At 67.0% G+C, this 20,595-nt stretch carries 20 protein-coding genes; 7 read left to right on the top strand and 13 right to left on the bottom strand.

The features are described from left to right. The first annotated feature begins 203 nt into the window (after nucleotides 1-203). On the top strand, nucleotides 204-2,555 hold the full coding sequence (locus tag JHL17_RS06390) for a Tex family protein (RefSeq protein WP_200191221.1): 2,352 nt from the start codon (nucleotides 204-206) through the stop codon (nucleotides 2,553-2,555). Between the two features lie 3 nt (nucleotides 2,556-2,558). On the opposite strand, the gene JHL17_RS06385 is transcribed toward JHL17_RS06390, so the two are convergent. The 6 genes from JHL17_RS06385 to JHL17_RS06360 all read right to left on the bottom strand — a co-directional run bounded on the left by JHL17_RS06385 (nucleotide 2,559) and on the right by JHL17_RS06360 (nucleotide 6,802). Beyond that, nucleotides 2,559-3,194 carry a LysE family translocator gene (locus JHL17_RS06385; protein WP_200191220.1) on the bottom strand — a complete coding sequence of 212 codons (636 nt, stop codon included), beginning with the start codon at nucleotides 3,192-3,194 and terminating at the stop codon, nucleotides 2,559-2,561. Between the two features lie 132 nt (nucleotides 3,195-3,326). Beyond that, nucleotides 3,327-3,587: a hypothetical protein gene (locus tag JHL17_RS06380; protein WP_200191219.1), complete on the bottom strand. Its 261-nt coding sequence runs from the start codon at nucleotides 3,585-3,587 to the stop codon at nucleotides 3,327-3,329. A gap of 33 nt (nucleotides 3,588-3,620) precedes the next feature. Beyond that, on the bottom strand, nucleotides 3,621-3,962 hold the full coding sequence (locus JHL17_RS06375) for a hypothetical protein (RefSeq protein WP_247893355.1): 342 nt from the start codon (nucleotides 3,960-3,962) through the stop codon (nucleotides 3,621-3,623). Nucleotides 3,963-3,971: 9 nt separating this feature from the next. Beyond that, entirely contained in the window at nucleotides 3,972-4,874 is a 903-nt protein-coding gene (locus tag JHL17_RS06370) for a hypothetical protein (RefSeq protein WP_247893354.1), read from the bottom strand. Continuing rightward, nucleotides 4,862-5,848, bottom strand: a complete 987-nt coding sequence (locus JHL17_RS06365; protein ID WP_200191218.1) for a YqaJ viral recombinase family protein — start codon at nucleotides 5,846-5,848, stop codon at nucleotides 4,862-4,864. Before JHL17_RS06365 ends, JHL17_RS06370 begins: the two co-directional genes overlap by 13 nt. Before the next feature lie 318 nt (nucleotides 5,849-6,166). Next, nucleotides 6,167-6,802 (bottom strand): XRE family transcriptional regulator, encoded by a 636-nt coding sequence (locus tag JHL17_RS06360; protein WP_200191217.1) that lies wholly within the window; start codon nucleotides 6,800-6,802, stop codon nucleotides 6,167-6,169. Between the two features lie 180 nt (nucleotides 6,803-6,982). Between JHL17_RS06360 and JHL17_RS06355 the strand changes: the two genes are divergently transcribed. Continuing rightward, complete coding sequence (locus JHL17_RS06355) at nucleotides 6,983-7,303, top strand: heavy metal-binding domain-containing protein (protein WP_200191216.1); 321 nt, start codon at nucleotides 6,983-6,985, stop codon at nucleotides 7,301-7,303. A gap of 113 nt (nucleotides 7,304-7,416) precedes the next feature. Beyond that, nucleotides 7,417-8,631 carry an E22 family MetX-like putative esterase gene (locus tag JHL17_RS06350; protein WP_200191215.1) on the top strand — a complete coding sequence of 405 codons (1,215 nt, stop codon included), beginning with the start codon at nucleotides 7,417-7,419 and terminating at the stop codon, nucleotides 8,629-8,631. Between the two features lie 33 nt (nucleotides 8,632-8,664). Here the strand turns inward: JHL17_RS06350 and JHL17_RS06345 are convergent, their stop codons facing one another. The 3 genes from JHL17_RS06345 to JHL17_RS06335 all read right to left on the bottom strand — a co-directional run bounded on the left by JHL17_RS06345 (nucleotide 8,665) and on the right by JHL17_RS06335 (nucleotide 12,105). After that, nucleotides 8,665-9,192 carry a hypothetical protein gene (locus tag JHL17_RS06345; protein WP_200191214.1) on the bottom strand — a complete coding sequence of 176 codons (528 nt, stop codon included), beginning with the start codon at nucleotides 9,190-9,192 and terminating at the stop codon, nucleotides 8,665-8,667. A gap of 110 nt (nucleotides 9,193-9,302) precedes the next feature. Beyond that, complete coding sequence (locus JHL17_RS06340; protein ID WP_200191213.1) at nucleotides 9,303-10,856, bottom strand: DHA2 family efflux MFS transporter permease subunit; 1,554 nt, start codon at nucleotides 10,854-10,856, stop codon at nucleotides 9,303-9,305. A gap of 139 nt (nucleotides 10,857-10,995) precedes the next feature. Then, nucleotides 10,996-12,105 (bottom strand): HlyD family secretion protein, encoded by a 1,110-nt coding sequence (locus JHL17_RS06335; protein WP_200191212.1) that lies wholly within the window; start codon nucleotides 12,103-12,105, stop codon nucleotides 10,996-10,998. Between the two features lie 237 nt (nucleotides 12,106-12,342). Between JHL17_RS06335 and JHL17_RS06330 the strand changes: the two genes are divergently transcribed. From JHL17_RS06330 to JHL17_RS06315, 4 genes are all read left to right on the top strand, one after another. Next, nucleotides 12,343-12,972 carry a TetR/AcrR family transcriptional regulator gene (locus JHL17_RS06330; protein ID WP_247893353.1) on the top strand — a complete coding sequence of 210 codons (630 nt, stop codon included), beginning with the start codon at nucleotides 12,343-12,345 and terminating at the stop codon, nucleotides 12,970-12,972. 145 nt (nucleotides 12,973-13,117) lie between these two features. Then, the gene (locus tag JHL17_RS06325) at nucleotides 13,118-14,311 is read left to right on the top strand and encodes a GGDEF domain-containing protein (RefSeq protein ID WP_200191210.1); all 1,194 of its coding nucleotides are present in this window, start codon (nucleotides 13,118-13,120) and stop codon (nucleotides 14,309-14,311) included. Between the two features lie 244 nt (nucleotides 14,312-14,555). Continuing rightward, nucleotides 14,556-15,722, top strand: a complete 1,167-nt coding sequence (gene rodA / locus JHL17_RS06320) for a rod shape-determining protein RodA (protein ID WP_200191209.1) — start codon at nucleotides 14,556-14,558, stop codon at nucleotides 15,720-15,722. A gap of 155 nt (nucleotides 15,723-15,877) precedes the next feature. Beyond that, nucleotides 15,878-16,684: a family 16 glycosylhydrolase gene (locus tag JHL17_RS06315; protein WP_200191208.1), complete on the top strand. Its 807-nt coding sequence runs from the start codon at nucleotides 15,878-15,880 to the stop codon at nucleotides 16,682-16,684. Between the two features lie 10 nt (nucleotides 16,685-16,694). Here the strand turns inward: JHL17_RS06315 and JHL17_RS06310 are convergent, their stop codons facing one another. The 4 genes from JHL17_RS06310 to JHL17_RS06295 all read right to left on the bottom strand — a co-directional run bounded on the left by JHL17_RS06310 (nucleotide 16,695) and on the right by JHL17_RS06295 (nucleotide 20,539). Then, nucleotides 16,695-17,423 carry an ABC transporter ATP-binding protein gene (locus JHL17_RS06310; RefSeq protein ID WP_200191207.1) on the bottom strand — a complete coding sequence of 243 codons (729 nt, stop codon included), beginning with the start codon at nucleotides 17,421-17,423 and terminating at the stop codon, nucleotides 16,695-16,697. 1 nt (nucleotide 17,424) lies between these two features. Then, nucleotides 17,425-18,462 carry a branched-chain amino acid ABC transporter permease gene (locus tag JHL17_RS06305; RefSeq protein WP_200191206.1) on the bottom strand — a complete coding sequence of 346 codons (1,038 nt, stop codon included), beginning with the start codon at nucleotides 18,460-18,462 and terminating at the stop codon, nucleotides 17,425-17,427. Continuing rightward, nucleotides 18,459-19,328, bottom strand: coding sequence for a branched-chain amino acid ABC transporter permease (locus JHL17_RS06300; protein WP_200191205.1), 870 nt, complete (start codon nucleotides 19,326-19,328; stop codon nucleotides 18,459-18,461). Before JHL17_RS06300 ends, JHL17_RS06305 begins: the two co-directional genes overlap by 4 nt. Before the next feature lie 116 nt (nucleotides 19,329-19,444). Further along, on the bottom strand, nucleotides 19,445-20,539 hold the full coding sequence (locus JHL17_RS06295) for a L,D-transpeptidase family protein (protein ID WP_200191204.1): 1,095 nt from the start codon (nucleotides 20,537-20,539) through the stop codon (nucleotides 19,445-19,447). Nucleotides 20,540-20,595: the final 56 nt, after the last annotated feature.

Below are 20,595 nucleotides of genomic sequence, written 5' to 3'. Positions count from 1 at the left end.
ATGGCCTCTATGGTTAACGGCCGGTGAACGGCAGGGAGAAAACATCCCCTACCACCTTTTTGCGAAATCGGGCCGCCTGCCCTTCCGCTTCAGGTTGGCCTTTTCCACCCCTCTGCCGAAAGGCCGGGGTGGCGTCCCCCCGCCCCGACGCGCTATGACAGACGCCCTTTCTTGTCGTCACCAGTCCGCAGGGTCCCTGCCTCATGCTGTCCATCAGCCAGCGTATCGCCGACGAACTGTCGGTCCGCGAGTCCCAGGTCGCTTCCGCCGTCGCCATGCTCGACGAGGGCTCGACCGTTCCCTTCATCGCGCGCTATCGCAAGGAGGCGACAGGCGGCCTGGACGACACCCAGCTCCGCACCCTGGAGGAGCGGCTGGGCTACCTGCGCGAGCTGGAAGACCGCCGCGCCAGCATCCTGTCGACCATCCGGGACCAAGGCAAGCTGACGCCCGAACTGGAACGCCAGATCAGCCAGGCCGATACCAAGACCCGGCTGGAGGATCTCTATCTCCCCTACAAGCAGAAGCGCCGTACCAAGGCCCAGATCGCCCGCGAGGCCGGGCTGGAGCCGCTGGCCGACGCGCTGCTGACGAATCCCGGCAAGCAGCCCGACGCCGAGGCCATCGCCTTCGTCGACGCCGGCAAGGGGGTCGCCGACGTCAAGGCGGCGCTGGACGGCGCGCGGCACATCCTGGTGGAGCGCTTCGGCGAGGATGCCGAACTGGTCGGCCGCCTGCGCACCGCCATGGCGGACAAGGGCGTCGTCACCTCCCGGGTGATCGAAGAGAAGAAGGCGGAGGGCGCCAAGTTCTCCGATTATTTCGATTTTTCGGAGAACTGGTCGAAGCTGCCGTCGCACCGGGCGCTGGCCCTGTTCCGTGGCCGGGCGCAGGGCGTGCTGGACATCCGCCTGGATCTGCCGGTCGAGGAGGGCCAACCTCATCCGGCCGAAGGCACCATCGCCGTCCACACCGGCATCCGCGACCAGGGCCGTCCGGCCGACAAGTGGCTGTCCGATGTGGTGCGCTGGACCTGGAAGCTGAAGATCGGCCCGCATATCGAGACCGACCTGATGGGGGCCTTGCGCGACCGGGCGGAGGACGAGGCGATCCGCGTCTTCGCCCGCAACCTGCACGACCTGCTGCTGGCCGCTCCGGCCGGTCCGCGCACGACCATCGGGCTCGACCCCGGCATCCGTACCGGGGTGAAGGTGGCGGTGGTCGATGCCACCGGCAAGCTGGTGGAAACGACGACCGTCTATCCGCATCCGCCGCGCAACGACTGGGACGGCTCCATCGCCGTGCTGGCGGCGCTGGCGGCGCGGCACAAGGCGGAGCTGATCTCCATCGGCAACGGCACCGCGTCCCGCGAGACGGACAAGCTGGCCGCCGAGCTGATGAAGCGCCATCCGGAGCTGCCCCTGACCAAGCTGGTGGTCAGCGAGGCTGGCGCCTCGGTCTATTCCGCGTCCGAAACCGCGGCGCACGAATTCCCCAACCTGGACGTCAGCCTGCGCGGCGCCGTCTCCATCGCCCGGCGCCTGCAGGACCCGCTGGCGGAGCTGGTGAAGATCGAGCCGAAGTCGATCGGCGTCGGCCAGTACCAGCATGACGTCGCCGGCGGCAAGCTGGCGCGGTCTCTGGACGCCGTGGTCGAGGACTGCGTGAACGCGGTCGGCGTCGACCTCAATACCGCCTCGATCCCGCTGCTGACCCGCGTTTCGGGCCTGAACGAGACCATCGCCCGCAACATCGTCGAACATCGCGACCGCAATGGTGCCTTCCGCTCACGCAAGCAGCTGCTCGACGTGGCGCGGCTGGGCCCTAAGACCTTCGAGCAGGCCGCCGGCTTCCTGCGCATCCGCGACGGCGAGAATCCGCTCGACGGCTCCGCCGTCCATCCGGAAGCCTACCCGGTGGTTCAGCGCATCGTGAAGACCACCGGCCGCGACCTCGGCAGCGTCATCGGCGATGCCCGCTTCCTGCGCGGCCTGAATGCCGAGGAATTCACCGACGAGCGGTTCGGCGTGCCCACCATCGAGGACATCATCAAGGAACTGGAGAAGCCCGGCCGCGACCCGCGTCCGGAATTCAAGACGGCCACCTTCAAGGAGGGCGTCGAGGAGCTGAAGCATCTCCAGCCGGGCATGATGCTGGAGGGCGTGGTGACCAACGTCACCGCCTTCGGCGCCTTCGTCGACATTGGCGTCCATCAGGACGGACTGGTTCATATCTCCCAGCTCGCCAACAGCTTCGTGAAGGACCCTCACACGGTGGTGAAGGCCGGCGATGTGGTGAAGGTGAAGGTGCTGGAGGTCGACATCCCCCGCAAGCGCATCGCGCTCACCATGCGCATGGGCGAGGAAGCGCCGCGTCCGGCCCGGCGCGAAGAGCGCCGCGACGACAGGGGGCCGGCGCGTCAGCCGCAGCAGCAGGATCGCCGCCCGGCGACGCCCGCGGCCAAGGCCGCGCCGAAGCCGGCCAAGGCGCCGGAGCCGCTCAACAGCGCCTTTGCCGAGGCGTTCGCCAGGGCACAGTCGGGCAAGAAGAAGTAAGGGTCAGGGAGGGGGCAGAGCGTCCGACATCAGGCGGACGCCGAGGCCGCCGATGGCCGCGGCGGCAACCCGGTCGACCCGACGCTTGGACCGCAGGTAGGCGGCGCGCGGCCGACCGGCCGAAAAAGCCACGGCGACGATCGCGTACCAGCCGGCTTCGATCAGGAAGATCGCCGGCGGCAGGAAGACGAACAGCCAGAGTGGCGGTTCGACCGGCATCAGCGCAGCGAAGATGCTGCCGTAGACGAGCGCCGTCTTCGGGTTGCTCAACTGTGTCAGCAGCCCGAACAGCAACGGCCGCATCAGCCCGGCGGGTGCGGTCCGCCCCTCGTCCGCCACCACCAGCGCCTCGGCGGCTCCGCGCCAGATTCTGACCGCGAGGTAAAGCAGATAGGCCCCGCCCACCAGCTTCAGCCCCGCATAGAGCCAGCCGACCTGCGACAGCAGGGCATGCAGCCCCAGCAGGGCCAGGGACGCGAAGCACACGCCGCCGGTCCCCATGCCGATGGCGGTGGCCAAGCCGGCGCGGCGGGATACGGCGATGGAGGTGCGGGCGACCAGCACGAAGCTCGGTCCCGGACTGGCGGCGCCGACCGCAATGGCCCCGGCAATGCTGACGAAGGCAAGTACCGGGTCCATGACCACGCCCCTTCCGCTTTCAAGCGGAGATGATAGCACAACCGCGGCAACCTGCCGCCCGCACAAAAAAGTCCCCTCGTCCGCGGGGGGAACGAGGGGACGAAGGCCGATGGCTTGGCCGTTACGGGGATGTCATTCGGCGGCCATCAGCACCGGAGCCTCGTCGCGCAGCCGGTTCACCGCCACATAGCGGTCGAGCGCGTCGAGGCATTCGCTGAGGGTTCCGGAACCGACCGCGCGGCAATCCTCGAAGGCGTGCGGCTCGGGGCGGAACCAATGGGTGATGTAGCATTCCTCGCGCCCGTCCAGGCTGAGGGTGAGGGCGAAGCGGCCCTCACGCCCGATGCGGGCTTGAGCGGCGCGCAGACGCGCCTGGACCTCTTCTATCGTCATGGGATGATTTCCTTCCCTTGATGCCACCTGCGGTCAGGCGGCGTGGGCGAATCTGCCGTCTTCCGATTCCGAATCTTCCAACCGGCGAGCCCAGTCGATGTCACGCGCCAGCGAGTCGACGAGGACGCGGGCCGCCCCTGCAGTTTCCGCCGGGGTGTCGGACCGCAGCAGTCCCGACAGCCGCATCGCCAGGGTCTCGGCTTCCGCCTCCACCCAGCGGGCATAGTGGCGGCGGCGCTGGTCGCGGTTCCAGTACCAGCGCGGCATCTGGGCATTGGCACGCTCGAACTCGCCTTCCCAGGCGCTCATGCGGAAAAGACCGCTGGGCGACCGGTCGACGGTGCTGTGGGTCGTCTGGGTGGTCGTCTGAATCATGGGGCGTTGTCAGGCGGCTTCCCGCCCGTCCTCTTCCTCGCGCTTCAGGATCTCGGCCTTCTTCTGGGCGAACAGGCCGGTGATGCGGTGCTGGGCGGCCCGGTCGACGGCGCCGATCTCGCGCAGGCGGGTACCGACGCCGGACCGCCAGACCTCTTCGAGGTCATCGAGGTCCAGGCAGATCCCCAACCGGCGCTTCACCTCCGCCTCGAAGGCCTCGACGGCGGCGGGCTGCAGGTCCGGGTTGGATTTGGCGGCATAGAAGGCCTCCGACTCCTCCCGGTACTTGCTGTCGTCGAACTGTCCCATGTAGACGTCGGCGGCCAGACCGATCTGCAGCAGGCATTTGCCGACCGCATCGGTCATCGACATCTTGAAGCACTCGTCGTCCGGCATCTCCATCCCGTTGCGGCGGCGGACCATCTCGGTCCCGCCCCACTGCGGGCCGGTGAAGCACTTCTCCCTGGTCTCCGGATCGAGGTACCAGACGCGGGCGCAGATGAAGATCATCCGTTCCGCGATGGTCCAGTCCACCTGCTCATAGCCCCAGCCCTTGCCGATCGGACCGAACACCTCGGTCATCATCTGGAAGCGCCAGGTCGGGTCGATCTGCGTGCCGCGGAAGCCGCCGGAGCGGGTGAAGGGCTTGGTCGCCTTCGGATCGGTGCGCTTCAGCCGGTTCCACAGGAACATGGTGTCGATTCGCTGCGGATCCTCCGCCCTGTTGCCGGCGGCGGCCCCCTTGGACCCCTGGGAGCCGCGGCCGGCACCGGACTTCGGTTCGACCGGGGCGGCCTCCGTCACGCTGGACTCGGTTACACCTGACTCCATCACGCTCGACTCGGCCATGCTCGACTCGGCGGTCTCGATATCGGCAACGACACCCTGATCGGTCTTGCTCATGCGTCCCATGATTTGGGTCCTTCTTGTCCAAACGTTTCGGCTCTCCCCTCACCCCAGCCGGCGGTCAGCACTGCATCCAGGCTGAGCTCCACCGCGTTCGGGTCAGCGGAGGGCATCCAATTCTGCGCATCGGCCAAGGCACGGCGCGGCGGTGCGCCGTAGCGCAGGCTGAGCCGGCCTTCGCGGTCGCGCGCGAGATAGAGGCCGCCGGACCGGCCTTCCGGCCGGCCGTCAGCTTGATCGATGGCAACGAAGGCGACGCGGGCATCCTCGGGCATCAGCGCCTTCAGGGCGGCCTCCGCCTCCTTCACCTCCAGCGCCGCCGCCCGGTTGGCGATCAGCCGGTCGGCCAGCGCCCGGAAGCGGTTGTGCCGCCCCATGTCGAAGACGCGGCCGTTCTCATAGGACGGGCCGTCCATCGGCAGCGGGTCCGACGGCTCGACGTCGTTGATCACATGCCACCAGAAGGCCTCCAGCGTCTCCACCAGCCGCTCGACATCGTCCGGCCGCCGGTCCACGTCCACCAGGCTGTGGCCGGTGGGCCGCAGGATCGACAGCAACGCATGGTCCATACCGACCACCTCCAGTTGGTGCTGGATCTGCCAGTGATAGCGGCGGGCAAGCTCGGCGTCGCTTTGGAAGCCGCTGTTGAACTTCGCCTCCACGATGGTGTCGAGCGCGCCGCCGGCGACGCTGCTGGTCAGGAAATCGGGGTGGGCGATCATCCAATCATGTGCGGCGTGCCGGTAGGTGTCGGGCGCCGCCACACAGGCGCGGCCGACGGCATGGGCGACGAAGCGCGGGTGCAGATGTTCGGTCGCGATGCCGATCTGCACGGCGGCGACGAGATCGAGAGCCTCGGGCTCGGCCCTCCCGGTCTTCTCGCGCCACAGCGACAGCCAGTCGCCCGCCATCACCCGCGTCGCATCCGACGACCCGATCCGCCCCGCCCGAAAATCCCGCTGCGCCTGAGTGATCGCCATGCTGCCCCGACATCTCCGGTTCCTGGCCCTTCCGAGCCATCGTTCCGGCTTCGAAGCGCGACCGTTGCTGCGACTTCGCAGCATGATTTTCGGACCGCCTCACCGGACCCTGAATATGGGATGCGAACATGCAGCTTTCAAGAACAAAACGTGAACCTTTGGCTTGGCCATAGACCAGCCCAAAGTCCTAAAAAGACGCTATATTTGGTGTCTTCTAAGCAGACTCATCACAAGACAAAACGGAGGGAGTAGGAACGTCCGTTTTTGTGAGTCATGGGGAACGCGCACACCCATGACGACTCACGCCGCCAAGGTGATTTACATGCGAAGCGCTCGCACCACGTGGACCGCGACTCCGGCCACATGGGCGCGGTCGAAGGCGGTCGGCCGGCATTCCGGATCGGTCGAAACCGGCATCAGGTGTGGTGGGAAGAAGCGGTATCCGCAGATCGTCCCTTCCCCGACCGTCACGACCACGTCGCCTGCCTGCGGCGTCAGCACATCCAGCGGTTCCAGCACCACGCAATCGCGCGGCAGCACGCCTGCGGCGTCCAGGCTCTTGGACAGGATGCGCAGCGCGAAGGCCCGGCGGGAGGTGCGGCCGTCCATGGCGACGGAGGCGGAACCATCCTTCAGCGCCCCGGCCAGGAACGCTTCCCCCGCCCTGCGGCCGAGATCGAGGAAGATATGCGCCTGCTCCAGTGACAGGACGGGAACGCGGGAGACCGGAGCATAGGCGTGGTCGTCGAGGAAGCGCGGCTCCGATCCGGCGACACGGGCCAGGCGGGCCAGCGTGTCGGCGCTGGGGACGCTGCCCATGACGGGATCGCGCAGGAAGCGGGTGAGGTTCGTTGCGGTGACGCCGGCCAGACGGGCCCAGCCGCCGGCACTCCAGCTCTTCGCCTCCATGACGCCGGTCATCCAGCGCAGGATGGCTCGCCGCGTATCGTCCATCGGTTTCCCCTCGCCTGCCCCTTCGCCCCCCGGCGACCCTCACCTGTCCTACACGGTCCGGACGGGGTGGGGGAAGGCGCGATGGACTCACGGCCGCTGCGATTTCGCAGTGCCGCCTTGGACTCGGCCATGGCGCCCCCATCTGTGCGGCATCGAAGTCACCACACGGGAGATGCCACCATGATCGTCACCAGCACCGATTCCATCGAAGGCCGCCAGATCACACAGTATCTCGGCATCGTCGCCGGCGAGGCGATCATGGGCGTCAACGTGTTCCGGGATCTGTTCTCCTCCGTTCGCGACATCGTCGGCGGCCGGGCCGGCGGCTATCAGGCGGCACTGCGCGACGCCCGCGAGGCGGCCTTCGCCGACCTGGAGGAATCCGCCCGCGCGCTGGGCGCCGATGCGGTGGTGGGCGTGGACGTCGATTACGAAGTGCTGGGAAAGGAGAACGGCATGCTGATGGTATCGGTCAACGGCACTGCCGTTCGTCTGCGCTGATTTCCCGTTCCCCTTCAACGCAACCCTAACCGTAAGCGTCGGCGAAGGCGTCTGGACAGGCCGGACCGTATGGGTAGACTGCCCGTCCAGCAAACAATCGGAGGGGGATTCATATGCGTGGGGTTGTCCGCGGTTCCATCCGGTCAGGCTGCATCGGCGGCCTCGCCATGGCGGCGTGCCTGTTCGGCGCCCTGCCCGCTCTGGCGCTCGACGCCATCGTCGAGAAGAAGGTCTTCGAGATGCCGTCCTACACCACCACCGGTGGCGGGACGATCAAGAATGTCCGCATCGGCTGGGAAAGCTACGGCAAGCTGAACGACGCCAAGGACAACGTCATCCTCATCACCCATTTCTTCAGCGGCAACAGCCATGCCGCCGGGAAATACAAGGCCGATGATGCCGCTCCCGGCTATTGGGACAGCATCATCGGTCCCGGCAAGCCGCTGGACACCGACAAATACTTCATCATCGCCTCCGACACGCTGGTGAACCTGTCACCCAAGGATCCCAACGTCGTCACCACCGGCCCGGCCAGCATCAATCCGGACACCGGCAAACCCTATGGCATGAGCTTCCCCATCGTCACCATCCAGGACTTCGTCAATGTCCAGAAGGCGCTGGTCGACAGCCTGGGCATCAAGACGCTGCAGGCGGTGATGGGCGGATCGATGGGGTCGCTCCAGGCCTTCGAATGGGGGGCCGACCATCCAGAGATGGTCAAGCGCGTCATCGCCGCCATCGGCGGGCCGGAGGCCGACCCCTTCCTGATCGGCTGGCTGAACCTGTGGGCGGCACCGATCAGGCTCGACCCCAACTGGAACAACGGCGACTATTACGGCAAGGCGGAGCCGAAGGCCGGCCTGACCGAAGCGCTGAAACTGGTCACCCTTCAGGCCCGCCACTGGAAATGGGCCGATGCCGCTTTCGGCCGCAAATGGGCGGAGGAGGGCAAGGACCCGAAGGCCGCGATGGGCAACCAATACGCCATCGAAGCCTGGCTGGACAAGGCGGCATCGGGCCGTGCCGCGGTCAGCGACGCCAACCATTTCCTTTATCTGGTGAAGGCCAACCAGACCTTCGTCACCGGCAACGGTCCGTCACTGGAAGATGGTCTGGCGAAGATCAAGGCTCCGGTCCTGCTGATCCCGTCGGCCGACGATCTCGTCTTCCCGCCCGACCGCAACATGCGCCCGCTGAAGGACCGGCTTGAGAAGCAGGGCAACAGCGTCGAATACACCGAGTCGATCACCTCGACCCTCGGCCATCTCGACGGCGTGGTGAACATCGGCAAGGCGGGCGATATGATCGCGCAGTTCCTGGCGAAGTGACGGACCAGGGGTGAGGGCGCCGAAGCCGGCGCCCTACTCGCCCGAAACCGGCGCCCCGCGGAAGTTCAGCAGGCTCGGCGCCTTGTCGATGATCTCTTCCAGGATCAGCGATGCGGTCTCCAGGTCACGATCCAGCTCCGGTCCGAGCTTGCCGGCGTAACTCGGGCGCTTCAGCTTTTCCGCGGCATCGTGCAGGCTGCGCAGCTCCGCGACGAAGATCTCGCGGGCTCCCATCGGCAGGATCGGGTTGGCCGACAGCACGAAGAAGAAGCGCATGCTGGCCCGCACCAGCAGCGCCAGCATCACGGTGTCGAGTTTCTCGAACTGGTCGCGCAGGTCGTCGGACCGGGCGTCGACCAGATTGCGCAGGCGCTGCTCGATCAGGATGACCAGTGCCTGGAACTCGCCCACCTTGTCGCGGAAATCGCGATAGGCGCCGAAGCTGTGCTTGCTGGCCTCATGCTCGGCCAGTTGGGCCAGCTTCGACGCTTCGCGGCACTGGCGCTCCAGCGCCCCCAGAAGTTCCTTGACCTCGGCTCGGGTGTATTGGCGCTTGCTCATGGGACTCGGCAGGGTTCAGACGGGCGTTCGGACGGTCCGTCAAGCTATAGCACAACCCGCGGGCGGCGACCTATCCCGCTCGCAACCCATTTCGCCCGCAATGCACCTGTTCAATGATCCGCCTTCACCGGCCCGCCTGGACGGCGCACCAGCGGCATGAACAGCAACGCCCCGAAGAACACCGCCGACATCAGCAGCATGGCGTCGTTGAAGGTCAGGATCAGCGCCTCGCGCTGGACCAGCCCGACCAGCCGGGACATTGCGGCGGCGGTCGGATCCGCCACCAGCCCGTCGAAACGCTGGCTCAGATTGTCGACCATCTGCTGCACCTCAGGCCGGGCGAGGTTGACGTTGTCGCCAAGCCGGTTCAGGTGCAGCGCGTTGCGGTCGGTCAGCACCGTGTTGATCGCGGCCAGACCGATGGCGCCGCCCAAGTTGCGCATCAGGTTGTAGAGGCCGGACGCGTTCTTCAGCTTGTCCGGCGGCAGGGTGCCGAGAGCCACGCTGTTGATGGGAATGAAGCACAGCATCAGCGACATGCCGCGCACCGCCTGCGGCAGGAACAACTCCCAGAAGCCGGTCTCGGCGGTGAAGTGGCTGTTCATCCAGACGCCGCTCCCGAACAGGATCAGCCCCAGCGCCAGCATGGCGCGCAAATCCATCCGCTTCGACAGGGCGCCGGCGATCGGAGCCGACATGAACTGGAAGGCGCCGGTCACGAACATGATGGTGCCGATCTGCAGGCTGTTGAAGCCACGCACCCGGGCCAGGAACAGCGGCTGCAGATAGACCGACCCGTAGAGGCCGATGCCGAGGATGAAGCTGTAGAGCGACCCGATGGCGAAGTTGCGGTCGGCGAAGGCGCGCAGCTCCACGATCGGGTTGCGGTAGGACAGGACCCGCCAGAAGAAGCCGATGCCGGAGACGGCCGCCACCACGGCCAGCGTGAAGATCGCCTCGTCGTCGAACCAGTCGTTCCGCGGCCCCTCCTCCACCACATATTCCAGGCTGCCCAGGAAGGACGCCATCAGCGCCAGGCCGACGAAATCGAAGCCCTTGCGCAGTTCCGGATTCGGCCGGTCGACATCGACCAGGAACCAGACCAGCGAAGTCACCAGGATGCCGGGGATGACGTTGGCCAGGAACAGCCAGTGCCACGACATGTGCTGCGTCAGGTAACCGCCCAGCGTCGGGCCGATGGTCGGCGCCATGGTGGCGACCAGCCCCATCATCACGGATACGCCCGCCCGCTTTTCCGGCGGAAAGATCATGAAGCTGGTGGCGAACACCGTCGGGATCATGGCACCGCCGATGAAGCCCTGCAGCGCGCGCCAGACGATCATCGATTCGATGCCGCCGGAGAAGGCGCAGGCGACGCTGGTCAGGGTGAAGCCGGCAGCCGCCATGGTGAACAGCACGCGGGTCGACAGGATGCGCGACAGGATGCCCGACAGCGGGATCATCACGACCTCCGCGATCAGGTAGGAGGTCTGCACCCACGAGATCTCGTCGGCGCTGGCCGCGAGGCCCGCCTGGATTTCCGATAGCGAACTGGAGACGATCTGGATGTCCAGGATCGCCATGAACATGCCGACGACCATCGCGAAGAAGCCGGCGATGTCGCGGGGGGTGAGCGGGCGCATGCCCTGGGCCGGTGTCGCCATGGAACCGCTGCCTTCCGTCGCGGCCGAACGCAATCCGCCCCGGGGCGGCTCCGGCCGAAATCTCGCTGGAACAGAAGACGGGGACGCCGCTCCCGAAGGGGGAGAAGGGGCGACGTCCCCGCCGGACCGTGACCGCCGTCTACTTGGCGGCCACCGCCTGCTTGTCGGTCAGCACGCCGAACACGCCGCCACCCGCCACATGGGGCTGGGTGTCGGCACCGCGGGTGTCGACCTCCGCCTCCACCGACAGGCCCGGACGCAGCAGGCCGGCCAGCGCGTTGTCGTGCGGCAAGGCGATGCGGACGGGCACGCGCTGCACGATCTTGGTAAAGTTGCCGGTCGCATTCTCCGGCGGCAGCAGCGAGAACTTGGAACCCGACGCCGGCGCGAAGCTCTCCACCGTACCCACCAGGTGGCGGTCCGGGAAGGCGTCGACGGAGATGCTGACGCGCTGGCCCGGGCGCATGCGGGAAAGCTGGGTTTCCTTGAAGTTGGCGACCACATACACGTCGGGCAGCGGCACCAGCGACAGGAGCTGCACGCCGGGCCGGGCATATTGTCCCACCTGGACGCCGCGATTGCCGACCACGCCGTCGACCGGCGCGCGAACCACGGTGTTGTCCAAATCGTTGCGCGCGGTCTGCAACGTCGCCTGGGACTGGGCCAGATGGGCTTCCGTCTCGGTCCGGGTGGCGCGCAGGACGTTGATCTGCTCGTTCTCCGACGCCAGCGCCGCCCGCGACTTCGCCACCTGGGCCACCGCCTTGCGCAGGTCGGCATCGGCGGTTTCCAGCTTCTGCCGGCTGGTCCAGCTGTCGTTGGCCAGCGACCGGTTGCGTTCGTAATCCTGCTGCGCCCGGCGCTGTTCCGCCTCGGCGCTCGCCAGGCTGGCGGCGGCCTGGTCGATCACCGTCCGCTGCAGTTCCAGCTTGCTGTCCAGCGTGCCGAGCGCCGCCCTCTGCGCGGTCACCGCGGCCTCCGCCTCAGCCACCTTGGCACGGAAGTCCTGCTCGTCCAGGATCGCCAGCACGTCGCCCGTGCGCACCAGCTGGTTTTCCGCCACCTTCACGTCACGGACATAGGCGGAAATCTTCGGGCTGACGACGGTGATGTCGCTCTGCACATAGGCATTGTCGGTCGATTCCAGGAACCGGCCTTCCGTCCACCAACGTTCGCCGGCGACGGCGCCGCCCGCCAAAACGGCCAGCGCGACACCCGACAGCACGATCTTCCGCACGCCATTCGCCATGGTCTCTATCCCCAATCCACTGCGGTCCGTTCCGCATTTCCGCCGGCCGCTCTTGTCGGCGCCGGCACGGAAAAGAAACTGAACCGTTCAGTTTAGTCTTGCCGGAAGATGGCGGACGGCCTATCTCTTGTCAAGACCGAACTGAACGGTTTAGTTTTTGGCAATTGGTGTCAGGGGGCTTGTCGGGCGATGCGGAACGCGGTAGGGGCCAGGAACATGGACCAAGGCGAGGCGCGCATGACCACATTGGTTGCCCCCACTCCCGAAGCGGGATCGAAGCCGGCCCAGATCATGGAAGCGGCCGGCACCCTGTTCCTGGAGCATGGCTACAGCGCCGTCAGCATGGATGCGGTCGCCAAGAAGGCGAATGTGTCCAAGGCGACGCTGTACGCCCATTTCGGCAGCAAGGAGGAACTGTTCCGGGCGATGGTCGCCTGCGAATGCGCGTACTCCGTCCTGGCCGGCGTCTGGGACGAGGCGATGCACCTGCCGGCGGCGGACGGGCTGCGCCTGATCGGCCGGACTTTCGTCCGCTTCATCGCGTCGCCCAAGGCGCTGGGTCTCTACCGCATGGTTCTGGGCGAGGTGCTGCGCCAGCCCCAGCTCGCCCAGGCCTTCTATGAAAGCGGCCCGGCCGAAACCTTCGAGCGCGGCCGCCAGTTCATGGCCCACATGACGGATAGGGGCGAACTGGCGATCGCCGACTGCGACCTCGCCACCCACCAGTATTTCGGGCTGCTGAAGGCCAACATGCACATGAAGCTGCTGCTGTGCCTGAGCGAGCGGCCGGGCGACGAGGAGCTGGAGCGCTTCGTCGATGCCGCCGTCGACCTGTTCGTCAAAGGTTATGCGCCGGAAAAGGATTGACGCTATAAAATTGGTGTCAGCGGCAATTGAAACAGAGTAGCCGGAAATCCCTCTGCAGAGTTCGCCGCTTCGGCTTGTCACCGCCAAAGGCTTCGTATAGCGTGCCGATGACATACCGGCGTAATGGCGCGTGGCGGGTTTGCGGATGGATTTCGAGACGACCTTCATTGCGCAGGTCATCACCGTCATAGGCTTTGCGGTCGGTCTGTCCATCGTCGTAGCCTCGGGCCGTTATCCCCGCCATATCCGCGAATCCCTGCGCGCCTACTCCTACGGGAAATTCCTGGTGGGTTCAGCCTTCCTCATCGCGGGGCTGCGTGCCGGTCAGATGCCTGAACTGCTGATCCCGCTCGCCAACGGGATGGGTCTGGCCGGCTTGACGATGAACTACACCAGCGTCCGTCATCTTCAACGCCGGCCGGCTTGGCCTTTCGGACCTGCGGTGGTCGGGGTGACGGTGGGCCTATCCTGCCTCCTGCTGCTGCTCGCCGATGGCGGGATCGCCTGGGTCCGCATCCTGGTCAGCTTCGCAACGTCCGCGGTGCTGCTGTTCATCGCCTTCGCAGTGCTTGTACGCTACGAGGGCCGCGGCATTCCCCACTATGTCACCGGGCTGCTGTGCACCGCACTTGCCCTGGTCTATCTCGTCCGCATGGCGGCCGGCCTCGCCCAGGAAGCGCCCCCGGCCACCTATATGCTGGACGACCGTGTGGAGCGGGTCACCTTCCTGCTGACGTTGCTGGGGACGGTGGTGGGGGCGATCAACTATGTCCTGATGGCCAGCGACGAATTCAACCGCGAACTGGCCAAGCTTGCCCATACCGATGGGCTGACGGGAGCCCTGAACCGCCGTCGCCTGTTCGAACTCGGGGAAGTCGAGTTCCGTCGGGCTCGCCGCCATGACCGGGATCTGACCTTTCTGGTGCTGGATATCGACCGCTTCAAATCGATCAACGACTGCGCCGGCCATCCCTTCGGCGACCGGGTGATCCAGGCGGTGGTCGACTGCTGCGCCGGCCAGCTCCGGCGCGAGGATGCCCTGGGCCGGATCGGCGGGGAGGAGTTCGCCATCCTGCTGCCTGAAACCGGGGTGGAGGCCGGCCGCCTGCTGGCCGAGCGGTTGCGCGGCACCATCGAACGGCAGTTGGTCCAGCTCGGCGCCGAAGGCGGGGTGACGGTAACCTGCAGCATCGGCGGCGTCAGCCTGACGAAGGAGCATAGCGAATTCTCGGATCTGGTCGCCCAATCCGACAGCGCGCTTTACGACGCGAAGCACGCCGGGCGCAATCAAGTGCGTTTCTTCTCCGAAACCTTGCAGGTGGAAGCGCTACCTGCCTGATCGGCAGGATTCGGGAACCGGGTTCGGCAACTGGATTCGGCAAGCGGAGCCGGTTAGAAAATGCGGCCGCCGCACGGCCGCCTTTACCGGACGGAAGGCTTGCCGCATTATCCGCGCCGGCTCCCCTCCGGCCGGTTCACCCCGGTCGGTTCGCCCGGGTCCACTCTGCCAAATCCAATCCGCCAGATCCGATCCGCCCGGTCCGATCCGGCTCCATCCCTTCCGGCAACATCGGCGCAAGGTCGTGGTTCTTTCCAATATCGGCTCCGGCGGCCTGGAGCCGCAGCGGTCGCAGCTGACGCTCGGCGCTAAATTCAGGCTCATCAACTGGGGACTGGTCCTGCTGGTCTGCACGATCACCGGGGTCGGCGTCGGGCTGCTCTACTCCGCGGCCGGCGGCCATTGGAAACCCTGGGCCCAACCGCAGCTGGTCCGCGCCATCCCCGGCCTGGTCCTGATGCTGGGCATCGCGCTGGTCGACATCCGCCACCTGATGAAGTCGGCCTACGCCATCTTCTTCGTCGTGCTCTGCCTGCTGATCGCGGTGGAGCTGATGGGCCGCATCGGCATGGGCGCCCAGCGCTGGATCGACCTCGGTTTCTTCCAGCTTCAGCCCTCCGAGCTGATGAAGCCGGCGCTGACGCTGGCGCTCGCCCGCTATTTCCATGGGGTGACCCTGGACCAGATCGGGCGGCCGCTGCTGCTGATCCCTCCCCTGCTGCTGGTCTTCACGCCCGTCGCCTTCGTGCTGATGCAGCCGAACCTCGGCACCTCGCTGCTGCTGATCATGGGAAGCGGCGCCATCTTCTTCGCCGCCGGCGTCCGGGTGTGGAAGTTCCTGCTGGTGATCGGCGGCGGCCTCAGCGCCATTCCCGTCGCCTGGGAGTTCCTGCACGACTACCAGAAGCAGCGCGTCTACACCTTCCTCGACCCGGAAACCGATCCGCTCGGTGCCGGCTACAACATATTGCAATCGAAGATCGCGCTCGGCTCCGGCGGGCTGTTCGGCAAAGGCTTCATGTCGGGCTCGCAGAGCCAATTGATGTTCCTGCCGGAAAAGCATACCGATTTCATCTTCGTCGTCCTGGCGGAAGAGTTCGGCATGGTCGGTGCCGCCATTCTGCTGGCACTCTACGTCCTGCTGTTCATCTATGGCTGGGTGATCGCGCTGAACAGCCGCAGCCAGTTCGGTCGGCTGGTCGCGGTCGGCATGACCGCGCAGTTCTTCCTCTACGTCTTCGTCAATGTCGCGATGGTGATGGGGCTGATCCCCGTCGTCGGCATCCCGCTGCCGCTGGTATCCTATGGCGGATCGGCGATGATGACGCTGATGATCGGCGTCGGCCTTCTGCTGAGCATGTCGGTCCACCGCGACGTCCGCATCCCGAAAAGCGGCGTCACCGACGTCTGATCTCCTCGCAGCGTCTTCGGTTATCGAGCGAGGTACACCGGCAGGTTGCGGGCACACCCCGCCCGCGCCGTTGCAGCACCGGGCCATTGCCGCGATATCGGGGTGGTGGCCGACCGAAATCGCGGATCGGCCCGAATGCAGCGGGAGGAACGGCGATGCGCGGAAACGTCACGGAACATGGCAGGCGGACGACGGCCGCCCTGCTCGGTGCGGGCCTCGCGGCCCTTCTGGCCGGCCCGCTTCTCACCGGCAGCGGACCGGCGTCGGCAGAATCGCTGTTCAGCCATGTCGGCGGCAGCTTCAGCGAAACCTCCGGAGCCTTCGAAGCCTCGCGCTGGCAGCGGTCGGACGGCTGGAAAGCCGGCGGGCACATGAACTGCAGTTGGAGCCGTGCCAACGTCACCAGCGAGAAGGGCCATCTCGCCTTGTCGGTGAGCGACCGCGTCACCGGCAGCGACCGCTATTCCTGCGGCGAGTATTCGACCCACCGCTTCTACGGCTACGGCGCCTATACGGTCTCGCTGAAGGCCGTGAAGGCCGACGGGGTGATGACCTCGGTTTCCCACTACACCGGCCCCCCCTTCGGCGATCCCTGGGACGAGATCACGCTGGGCATCGCCGGCAAGGATACCACCAAGCTGGAGATCAGCTACGTCGTCAACGGCACCGGGCACCGCGACGTCGTGGTCGATCTGGGCTTCGACGCGGCCAAGGGGGTCCACAGCTACGGCTTCGACTGGAAGCCCAACGGCATCGTCTGGACCGTCGACGGCAAACCGGTGCATCGGATATCCGGCAAGCCGGAGGAACTGCCGCGCATGCCCGGCCGGCTGATGCTGCGCTTCTGGAGCGCATCCGGCGACACCGAGTGGCTGCGCCGCTTCAGCTACCCGGGCCATCCCCTGACGGCCGAGATCGCCTCCGTCACTTTCCGCGAGGACCCGGCGAACCTCAGCAACTGACCGGCCCTCGTCAGTCCAGCGCTTCGGCGCCCAGGTAGGATTCGACGACGCGGGGGTCGGCGACGACCTCCGCCGGGGCGCCGTCGGCGATCTTCTCGCCGTGATCGAGCACCACCACGCGGTCCGACAGCGCCATCACCGCGCGCATGACATGCTCGATCATCAGGATGGTCAACCCTTCGCGCCGGTTCAGGTCGCGCAAGACCTCGACCATGCGGTCGACCTCCGTCGGCCGAAGCCCTGCCAGCACCTCGTCCAGCAGCAGCAGGGTCGGACGGGTGGCCAGCGCCCGGGCGACCTCCAGCCGCTTGCGGTCCGGCAGGGTCAGGCTGCGCGCCGGACGGTTGGCCTGATCGGCCAGTTCCAGGCGCTCCAGAACAGCGCGGGCCTGGACCCGCGCGGCCTCCACCGAGCGCTCGCGGGCCAGCGCGCCGACCAAGACATTCTCCTCCACCGTCAGCTGGCCGAAGGGCTTGACGATCTGGAAGGTGCGGCCGATCCCGGCGGCGCAGACCTGATTGGGCTTCAACCCCGTCAGGTTGCGGCCCTTCAGAGTCACGCGCCCCTCGTCGGGCGGGAAGACCCCGGCGATCAGGTTGAAGGTGGTGGTCTTGCCGGCACCGTTCGGTCCGATCAGGGCGAGGATGCGCCCCTCCGGCACGGTGAAGCCGACCTGGGACACCGCCTTCAGCCCGCGGAAGCGCTTGGACAGACCCTCGACCTCGAGCAATGCGGTCATCTCAGGCGCCCTCCCCCGGCTGGCGGAAATCCCCCGGCTGGCGGACAAGGCGCAGGCGGCGGGCCAGCCAGGGCCAAACGCCCTCCGGCCGGAACACCACGATTGCCACCAGCGCCGCGCCGTAGAACAGTTGCTTCAGGCCGGGCAGGTCCAGCCCGCCGGCCTCGATCAGGAAGGTCAGCACCTCGCCCAGCGGCGTCAGGATGAACGCGCCCAGGATCGGACCGATCAGCGTGCCGATGCCGCCGACGATGGCCGGCAGGATGATCTCGATGGAGCGGCCCATCGAGAAGACCTGCTCCGGAAACAGGTTGTTGAAGTAGAAGGCCTGGAACACCCCGCCCAGCGCCGTCAGCGCGGACGAGACAGCCACCGCCGTCATGCGGGCGCGGAACAGGTCGACACCCGACGCCTCCGCCGCGTCCGGTTCCTCCCGCACGGCCAGCCATTGGTAACCCAGGCGGCTGTGCAGCAGCGCACGCGACAGCAGCAGCGCGGCGACGACCAGCGCCAGCGCCACATAATAGAACAGCATGGGCGAGCCGCGCAGGTTCAGCGGATCGCTCGCCCCCGCCTCCACCGGCAGGAAGAAGCCGCCGGAGCCGCCGACCCAGGTGATGTGGTCGAATCCGATGCGCGCCACCTCGGCGAAGGCGATGGTCAGCAGGGCGAAATGCACCCCCTTCACCCCGAAGCGGAAGCCCAGGAAGCCGATGATGCAGCCGGCGGCCACCGCGACCAGCATCGCCAGCACCATCCCGGCCCAGGGCCCGATGCCGAAATGGACGAACAGCGCGGCGCTGACATAGGCACCCAGGCCCACATACAGCGCATGGCCCAGCGACAGCAGGCCTGAAAAGCCCATCATCACGTTCCAGGCCTGCCCGACATAGGCGAACCACAGCACGGTGGTCAGCACCGACACCAGATAGCGGTCGGCGACGAAGGGCGCCACCGCCAGCCCGAGCGCCGCCAGAACCAGCAGGACCATCCCGCGTCCGGTCAACCCGAAAAAGGGCATCCCCGAAAACCCGCTCATGACCGTTTCCCCAACAGCCCTTGCGGGCGCAGCAGCAGCACCACGATCAGCACCCCGTAGCTGAACAGGGACTTCAGGGACGGCGTCAGCAGGAAGCCGGCCAGCGCCTCGGACATGCCGATCAGCACGCCGCCGAGCAGCGCGCCGGGCAGGCTGCCCAGTCCGCCGACGATGACGATGATGAAGCTGAGCAGCGTGTATTCCGGGGCCAGCTGCGGCCGGGCGTCGACCAGCAGCGTCATCAGGGCACCGGCCACCCCGACCACCGCGGCGCCGATGCCGAAGGTCAGGGCATAGAGCCCGTCGATGTTCAGTCCGACGACGCGGGCGCCCAGCGGGTTGTCGGCGCAGGCGCGGATCGCCTTGCCGGTCCGGCTGAAGCGGAAGAAGGCGAACAGTGCCGCCGCCACGACGATGGCCGCGGCCCCGGCGCGCAGGCGCACGGCATCCAGCAGCATCGATCCGATCTCCACCGTATCGAAGCTGTAGGGCACCTGGACGTTGCGGGCGTCCGGACCGAACAGCATCAGCATGGCGTTGACCAGGATGGTGGCGATGCCCAGCAGCAGGATGAACTGCATGTGCTCCGGCCGCTCGACGAACTTGTTCACCAGGCCGCGCTGCAGAAGCCAGCCGCAGGCGAACAGCAGCACAGCCATGATCGGCGCCGACAGCAGCGGATCCAGGCCGATCCAGCCGCCCAGCAGCACGGCGCCGTACATGCCCGCCACCATCATTTCGCCATGGGCGAAGTTGACGACGCGCACGACGCCGAAGATGACCGATAGCCCCAGCGCCGCCAGCCCGTAGACCAAGCCGGTCAGCAGGCCGGAGGCCGCGATGTTCAGATAATAGTCGATCGGCATGGGCGGCGGATTGTCCGAACGTTTGGGTTCTGCGGGTTAGCAGTCCGAGGGGGATCCAGGCAAGACAGAATGACCGCCCCCGTCGCGATTCGTCCGGTCCTCCCATGGTCTTCCCACTATGGCCGTCCCGCCAACCGGGCTCCGCCGCGCAAGTCGGCGATCCGTTCCGCCACGTCTTTCAGCCTGCGGTCGAGGGCCGTCGTCAGGCAGGATTGCGCCGCCGCGGCCACCGCCGGCTCGCCCTCGGTGCCGCTGCGGATCCAGCACAGCGCGGCGATCCGCTCGTGGAAACGGCGCTCGTCCTGGATCAACTCGTAGGATGCCGCGGCGCGGGCGGCAGGGTCGTCGACGGCGGCCAGGAACCGCTCCTGCACCCCGCGGGCGCGGCCGTCCAGCAGGGCCAGCGCCGGAACATCGCAGATCATCCGCCGCAGCGGTGCCGTCACCGTGGCGCAGCGCGGATCGGCGACCGGAGTCGGCGGTGGTTGCAACACCGGTTCCGGGGGCGCAACGACGGAGGTCGGCACGCGAGCCACCGGCGCAGGGGGGACTGGCTGCAACGATGCGAAGGCCGGCGCAGGCGACCTGACCGCCACCGGTACCGGCCTCTCCGGAACGGCTTCAGCGAGCCTTTCCCGCACCACCCGCACCGGAGTGCCGATCTCCGTCGCAGCGAAGACGGCTTCTATGTCGGCAGGCAGCATGCGGAAACAGCCGCCGCTGGCCTGCTTGCCGATCGACTCCGGCTCGTTGGTTCCATGGATGGCGATGGCCGTCCAGCCGAGATCGAGCGCGAATTTGCCCAAGGGATTGTTCGGTCCCGGCGGCACCGCCCGCGGCAGGGACGGCTTCTCGCGCCGCTGGTGCGCGGTGGGCCGCCATGTGGGATCACGGCGCTTGCGCAGGATGCTGCTCACGCCGACGGGAATCGGCACGCCCGGTCGGCCGACGGCGATGGGAAAGCCGCGGGTACTGCCATTCGGGTCGGTCAGGTAGAGCCGGCGGTCGGCGAGACTGATGGTGATCGACGGGCCGCCTGGCGCCCCCTCCACCGATCCGGCCATCGGCTGGGCCGCACCGGCACCGGCGGCTCCCGCGATGACGAGAAGACCCCAAAAAAGACACCGCGCCACGACGGCGGCGACGGCTGTTTTCGGTAGGGGGATGACGCGGCGTCCGCCTTCTCCCCGGATGGTCGTAGATCCGTGCATGATGAAAGTTGATCGCGTGTTCCCTAAAACAGAGTAAACAGCATGGGACGACGGTT

This window comes from Azospirillum endophyticum, from assembly GCF_016595245.1.
Taxonomy (GTDB): domain Bacteria; phylum Pseudomonadota; class Alphaproteobacteria; order Azospirillales; family Azospirillaceae; genus Azospirillum; species Azospirillum endophyticum.
This window is presented reverse-complemented; position numbering and strand designations above follow the sequence as displayed.